At 72.1% G+C, this 5,879-nt stretch carries 5 protein-coding genes and 1 pseudogene; 3 read left to right on the top strand and 3 right to left on the bottom strand.

All coding sequences use genetic code 11. The annotated features are described in order from the left end of the window. Nucleotides 1-91: 91 nt before the first annotated feature. The 3 genes from IRQ30_RS09265 to IRQ30_RS09255 form a co-directional block, all read right to left on the bottom strand. Entirely contained in the window at nt 92-523 is a 432-nt protein-coding gene (locus IRQ30_RS09265; RefSeq protein ID WP_193612635.1) for an SRPBCC family protein, read from the bottom strand. A gap of 852 nt (nt 524-1,375) precedes the next feature. After that, nucleotides 1,376-2,341, bottom strand: a complete 966-nt coding sequence (gene meaB, locus IRQ30_RS09260; protein ID WP_193612634.1) for a methylmalonyl Co-A mutase-associated GTPase MeaB — start codon at nt 2,339-2,341, stop codon at nt 1,376-1,378. Next, nucleotides 2,325-3,515: an acetyl-CoA C-acetyltransferase gene (locus tag IRQ30_RS09255; protein ID WP_193612633.1), complete on the bottom strand. Its 1,191-nt coding sequence runs from the start codon at nt 3,513-3,515 to the stop codon at nt 2,325-2,327. The genes meaB and IRQ30_RS09255 overlap by 17 nt, the downstream gene beginning before the upstream one ends. Before the next feature lie 162 nt (nt 3,516-3,677). Here IRQ30_RS09255 and mce point away from each other — a divergent pair, with 162 nt between their 5' ends. The 3 genes and pseudogenes from mce to IRQ30_RS09240 all read left to right on the top strand — a co-directional run. Further along, nucleotides 3,678-4,148: a methylmalonyl-CoA epimerase gene (gene mce / locus IRQ30_RS09250; protein ID WP_193612632.1), complete on the top strand. Its 471-nt coding sequence runs from the start codon at nt 3,678-3,680 to the stop codon at nt 4,146-4,148. 58 nt (nt 4,149-4,206) lie between these two features. After that, entirely contained in the window at nt 4,207-5,559 is a 1,353-nt protein-coding gene (gene ccrA, locus IRQ30_RS09245; RefSeq protein ID WP_193612631.1) for a crotonyl-CoA carboxylase/reductase, read from the top strand. A 99-nt stretch (nt 5,560-5,658) separates the two neighbouring features. After that, nucleotides 5,659-5,879 (top strand): annotated as a pseudogene (locus tag IRQ30_RS09240) (hypothetical protein); the annotation flags it as partial.

The following is a 5,879-nucleotide window of genomic DNA, read 5'->3' as shown; positions in this document are numbered from 1 at the left end:
CGCCCCGCGGCCGGCGGCTCCCCGCCGCCCGGCGGGGCGGGTGCACGCCGCCCGCCGCCCCGGCCGTTCGTGTCTTCGGGTGCGCTCCGCCTCAGAGGGCGGCGAGCTTCTCCTCCATGCTCGCGGCGACCTTGTCGGCGAGGACCTTCAGGGCCAGCGGCATCAACGGCTCGGCGAGCTTGGCGGCGCCGTGCGGGGAGAACTCCGCGTGGTAGGTCACCGACGTGCCGGTCGCGGTCGGCTCGAAGGTCATCGTGTCGAGCAGGTCCATCGAGCCCGCGTCACCGGCGATCTGGAAGCGCTGGTGCGGCACGACCTCGGTCACGACGTACTTGACCTCGGTCTCGTTGCCGAGGAACTTCGACACGTTCGTGTACGTCGACCCGACGCCGCCGTCACCGGACGTGCGGACCGTCGAGACCGTCGGTGGGTCCCACTCCTCGGTGGTGGTGAAGTCGGAGAGGTAGGTCCAGACCTTCTCGATCGGCTGGTCCACGGTCACGGTGCGCTCGACGCTGGGCATGCCCCCCAGTGCCCGAACCCCAGACCCCCGAATCGCCGAGCCACGGCGCAGGCATCGGTGGTTGAGGTACGAGCGCCAGCGAGCCTCGAAACCACGCCGGCCCATCGGTGGTTGAGGTGCGAGCGCCAGCGAGCCTCGAAACCGCGCCGCCGCCCGAGCGCACCGGTGGTCGAGCAGTGAGGAGCGCCAGCGACGAGCGCCCGTCGAGACCCCCGCACCTCTGACTGCCTCCTCGGGGCCGGACCGGGGTGCCGCGCGCTTAGCCGGTCGCGTCTCCGCATCAAGGAGCTTCGCCCGCTTCGCGGCGGCCTCCGGCCGTCCTTGACCCGGAGCCTCTCTCGACCGGCTTGACGGCGCACGGGGCGACACGGGCTCCGCCCGCGCCGCCCGCGCAATGCGCGGCAACCCCCGGCTGATGAGGCTTCTGGGGCTGGTGTGACTGGTGGTGCGACGACCGACACTCAGCGTCGGCAGTTGGTCACCACACCGGGCCGGCCAAGCGTGGAGACGTCGGCGTCGGGCTCGAACTGCCGACGTGGGTGACCGATAGGCAGGGCCCGCGCTGTTGGCGGGCGGCGCGGCGAAGCCGCCGCCGCCCGTGCGCCGCCAAAGCAGCCCGGGAGAGGCTCGGAGTCAAGGACGCCCGAAGGGCGCCGCGAAGCGGGCGCCGAAGGCGATCCTTGACGCCGAGACCCGGGCTGCTACGCGCGCGGGCCAACACCAGCCACGCACACACAGTGTGGTTTCGAGGCTCGCTGCGCTCGCACCTCAACCACCGCGGGTCTCGACGGGCGCTCGTCGCTGGCGCTCCTCGCTGCTCGACCCCCGACGCTGGTGACGAGCTGTGCGGCCTCAGCCGCCCAGCGACTCCAGGAGCCGGTCGGCGGCGCGGTAGGGGTCGGAGTCGCCGGCGACGACCGCGGCGGCCAGGTCGTCCAGGGAGGCGTGGCCGGCGACGTCGCCCCACCGGCGGCGCAGGGAGGTGAGCGCGATGGCCTCGATCTCGCTGCGGGCGCGGCGCACCCGGCGTCGCTCCAGCTGGCCCGACGACGCCAGCCAGGAGCGGTGGCGGTCGAGCTCCTCGACGACCTCGTCGACGCCCTCGCCGCTCTGGGCGACGGTCGCGAGCACGGGCGGGCGCCAGGCCCCCTCCGGCCGATCGCCCTGGGCGAGCATCCCGCGCAGGTCACGGCGGACCTGGTCGGCGCCGTCGCGGTCGGCCTTGTTGACGACGTAGACGTCGCCGACCTCGAGGATCCCCGCCTTCGCGGCCTGGATGCCGTCGCCCATGCCGGGTGCGAGCAGCACCATCGTGGTGTCGGCCAGCCCGGCCACCTCGACCTCGCTCTGACCCACTCCCACGGTCTCGACCAGCACCACGTCGCACCCGGCGGCGTCGAGCACGCGCAGCGCCTGGGGCGTCGTCCACGCCAGCCCGCCCAGGTGGCCTCGCGCGGCCATCGAGCGGATGTAGACGCCGGGGTCGGAGGAGTGGTCGCCCATCCGCACCCGGTCCCCCAGCAGGGCGCCGCCGGAGAACGGCGACGAGGGGTCCACCGCCAGGACGCCGACGCGCCTGCCGGAGCGGCGCAGGGCGCCGACCAGGGCGTTGGTGGACGTCGACTTCCCCACGCCCGGCGAGCCGGTGACGCCCACGACGTGGGCGTGGCCCGCGTGGGGTGCCAGGCTCGCCATCACCTGGCGCAGCAACGGCGACTCGTCCTCGACCAGCGAGATCAGCCGTGCGACCGCCCGGGCCTCGCCGGCGCGGGCGCGCTCGACGAGGTCCGGGACGTCGGCCTCAGTCCTTCGGGACACGCACGATCAGCGCGTCGCCCTGGCCACCGCCGCCGCACAGGGCCGCCGCGCCGACCCCGCCACCGCGTCGCTTGAGCTCGAGGGCGAGGTGGAGCACGACGCGGGTGCCGGACATGCCCACCGGGTGGCCGAGCGCGATGGCCCCGCCGTTGACGTTGACCTTGGCGTTGTCGATGCCGAGCTCGCGGGCCGAGGCGATGCCCACGGCGGCGAAGGCCTCGTTGAACTCGACCAGGTCGAGGTCGGTCGGGTCGATGCCGTCCTTCTTGCAGGCCAGCGCCGTGGCGTTGGCCGGCTGCAGCTGCAGGCTCGAGTCGGGGCCGGCGACCATGCCGTGCGCGCCGATCTCGGCCAGCCACTCCAGCCCGAGCTCCTCGGCCTTGGCCTTGCTCATCACGACGACCGCCGCGGCGCCGTCGGAGATCTGCGACGACGAGCCGGCCGTGACCGTGCCCTCCTTGCTGAACGCCGGGCGCAGCTTGGCCAGCGACTCGATGCTGGTGTCGGCGCGGACGCCCTCGTCGGTCGAGACGACGACCGGGTCGCCCTTGCGCTGCGGGATCGAGACCGGCACGACCTCGTCCTCGAAGACGCCGTTCTTCCACGCGACGGCGGCCTTCTGGTGCGACTGCGCGGCGAACTCGTCCTGCTCCTCGCGGGTCAGGTTGGCGCCGGCGGCGTTGCGCTCCTCGGTGAGCAGGCCCATCGCCTGGGAGGTGACCTGGTCGAAGAGCGCGTCGTAGGCCATCGAGTCGACGAGCGGCACGTCGCCGAACTTGAAGCCCTCACGCGACTTGGGCAGCAGGTGCGGCGCGTTGGTCATGGACTCCATGCCACCCGCGACCACGATCTCCACCTCGCCGGCGCGGATCATCTGGTCGGCCATCGCGATCGAGTTGAGGCCGGACAGGCACACCTTGTTGATGGTGATCGACGGGACGTCCATCGGGATGCCACCGGCGACGGCGGCGGTGCGGGCCGGGTTCTGGCCGGCGCCGGCCAGGATCACCTGACCCATGATCACGTAGTCGACCTGGTCGCCGGTGACACCGGCCTTCTCGAGGGCGCCCTTGATGGCGTGGCCGCCGAGCTCCGCGGCCGAGAGGCCCTTGAAGCCGCCGAGCAGGCGGCCGATCGGGGTGCGCGCTCCGGCGACGATGACGGATCCGGACATGGGTGCCTCCGTGGAGTTCTGGCCTGGTGGTCCCGGCCTGGGTGGGTCTCTCGTGACGATACCCACGAGCCACGGTCGGGGCGAGGGTGGCGGAGACCCCCGTCGTGAGGAACAAGTCACAACCGGTCGCGGCGACGGCGGCGGCGTACGACCATGTGGCGCATGACCGCACCGACTCCCCCGGCCGACCCGAGCACGGGCCTGCCCGGCCACCTGTTCACCGCGATCGACCACGTCGGCATCGCCGTGCCCGACCTCGACATCGCCATCGCGTTCTACCGCGACACCTTCGGCATGGAGCTGGTCCACGAGGAGGTCAACGAGGACCAGGGCGTGCGGGAGGCGATGGTGGCCGTCGGCGACTCCGGCTCCTGCCTGCAGCTCCTCGCCCCCCTGGACGAGAGCTCGACGATCGCCACGTTCCTCGAGCGCTCGGGCCCCGGGATGCAGCAGCTGGCCTACCGGGTCGTCGACGTCGAGGCCGTCAGCGCCGTCCTGCGCGAGCGCGGCGTACGCCTGCTCTACGACGAGCCCCGCCGCGGCACGGCGGGCTCGCGGATCAACTTCGTGCACCCCAAGGACGCCGGTGGGGTGCTCGTGGAGCTGGTCCAGCCCGCGACCACGCCCCACTGACCAGTTACTCGCCGGTAATATCCGCCCCGACCCACGACCCGCACCACCAGGAGCTGACGTGCAGAACATCCTCGACGCCATCCTCGCCGCCTCGAACGACCCTGGCAGCACCACCGCCGAGGACTTCGCGAGCCTCGACCTCCCCGAGTCCTACCGGGCCGTGACCGTCCACAAGGACGAGGTCGACATGTTCGAGGGGCTGGAGGCCCGCGACAAGGACCCGCGCAAGTCGCTGCACGTGGACGACGTGCCGCTGCCCGAGCTCGGACCGGGCGAGGCGTACGTCGCCGTCATGGCCTCCGCGATCAACTACAACACCGTGTGGACCTCGATCTTCGAGCCGGTGTCGACGTTCGGCTTCCTGGAGCGCTACGGCCGCCTCTCCGAGCTCACCAAGCGCCACGACCTGCCCTACCACGTGGTCGGCTCCGACCTGGCCGGCGTCGTGCTCAAGACCGGGCCCGGCGTCACCCGGTGGAAGCCCGGCACGGAGGTCGTGGCCCACTGCCTCTCGGTGGAGCTCGAGGACCCCGACGGCCACGACGACACGATGCTCGACCCGCAGCAGCGGATCTGGGGGTTCGAGACCAACTTCGGCGGCCTCGCCGAGATCGCGCTGGTCAAGTCCAACCAGCTGATGCCCAAGCCGGCCCACCTGACCTGGGAGGAGGCCGCCTCTCCCGGGCTGGTCAACTCCACCGCCTACCGTCAGCTGGTCTCCAAGAACGGCGGCAACATGAAGCAGGGCGACAACGTCCTGATCTGGGGCGCCTCGGGCGGCCTGGGCGGCTTCGCGACGCAGTACGCCCTCAACGGCGGCGCCACCCCCGTGTGCGTGGTCTCCAACGACGAGAAGGCCGCCATCGCCCGCAGCATGGGCGCGGAGCTGATCATCAACCGCTCCGAGGAGGACTACCGGTTCTGGAAGGACGAGCACACCCAGGACCCGAAGGAGTGGAAGCGCCTCGGCGCCAGGATCCGCGAGCTCACCGGCGGCGAGGACATCGACATCGTCTTCGAGCACCCGGGCCGCGAGACCTTCGGCGCCAGCGTCTACGTCACCCGCAAGGGCGGCATCATCACGACCTGCGCCTCGACCTCGGGGTACATGCACGAGTACGACAACCGCTACCTGTGGATGAACCTCAAGCGCATCATCTCCTCCCACTTCGCCAACTACCGCGAGTCGTGGGAGGCCAACCGCCTCATCGCCAAGGGCATGATCCACCCGACCCTGTCGCGCACCTACGGCCTCCACGACGTGGGCCAGGCGGCGCTCGACGTCCACAAGAACGCCCATCAGGGCAAGGTGGGCGTGCTGTGCCTGGCGCCCGAGGAGGGCCTCGGGGTCCGCGACCACGAGATGCGCGCCACCCACCTCGACGCGATCAACCGCTTCCGCGGGGTCTAGGGCCGGACACCCCTCGGAGGGGCTGGGTTCTTTCAGGCGGATCGTGGAGGATGGGCGGCACTTCCCCATTGCCACCCACCACAGCGAGGTAACTCCCCCATGAGCGACCAGGGCCTGTCCATCTTCGACCACGAGCCCGACGGCACCGGCTCCGACGCCGACGCCGAGGCGACCCAGGTCATCCCTGTCACCCAGGACCAGCGAGGCGGCGCGAAGGGCGGCACGCCGGACGCTGGCCGCACGACGGCCCAGCAACGCCCGGTGCTGCCCCCGCCGGCGGCTGCCGACCGCACGCAGGCGGCGCCCCCGCCCGCAGCCGC

Origin of the sequence: Nocardioides lijunqiniae (assembly GCF_015024225.1) — a bacterium.
GTDB classification, from domain to species: Bacteria; Actinomycetota; Actinomycetes; order Propionibacteriales; family Nocardioidaceae; genus Nocardioides; species Nocardioides lijunqiniae.
The sequence above is the reverse complement of the archived record's forward strand: the minus strand, read 5'-3'. Positions and strand labels throughout refer to the sequence as shown.

What these genes read in the sequence shown, in the direction of transcription:
- IRQ30_RS09265 (WP_193612635.1), bottom strand. Translation starts at nt 523, where the DNA reads ATGCCCAGCGTCGAGCGCACCGTGACCGTGGACCAGCCGATCGAGAAG.
- IRQ30_RS09255 (WP_193612633.1), bottom strand. Translation starts at nt 3,515, where the DNA reads ATGTCCGGATCCGTCATCGTCGCCGGAGCGCGCACCCCGATCGGCCGC.
- mce (WP_193612632.1), top strand. Translation starts at nt 3,678, where the DNA reads ATGACCGCACCGACTCCCCCGGCCGACCCGAGCACGGGCCTGCCCGGC.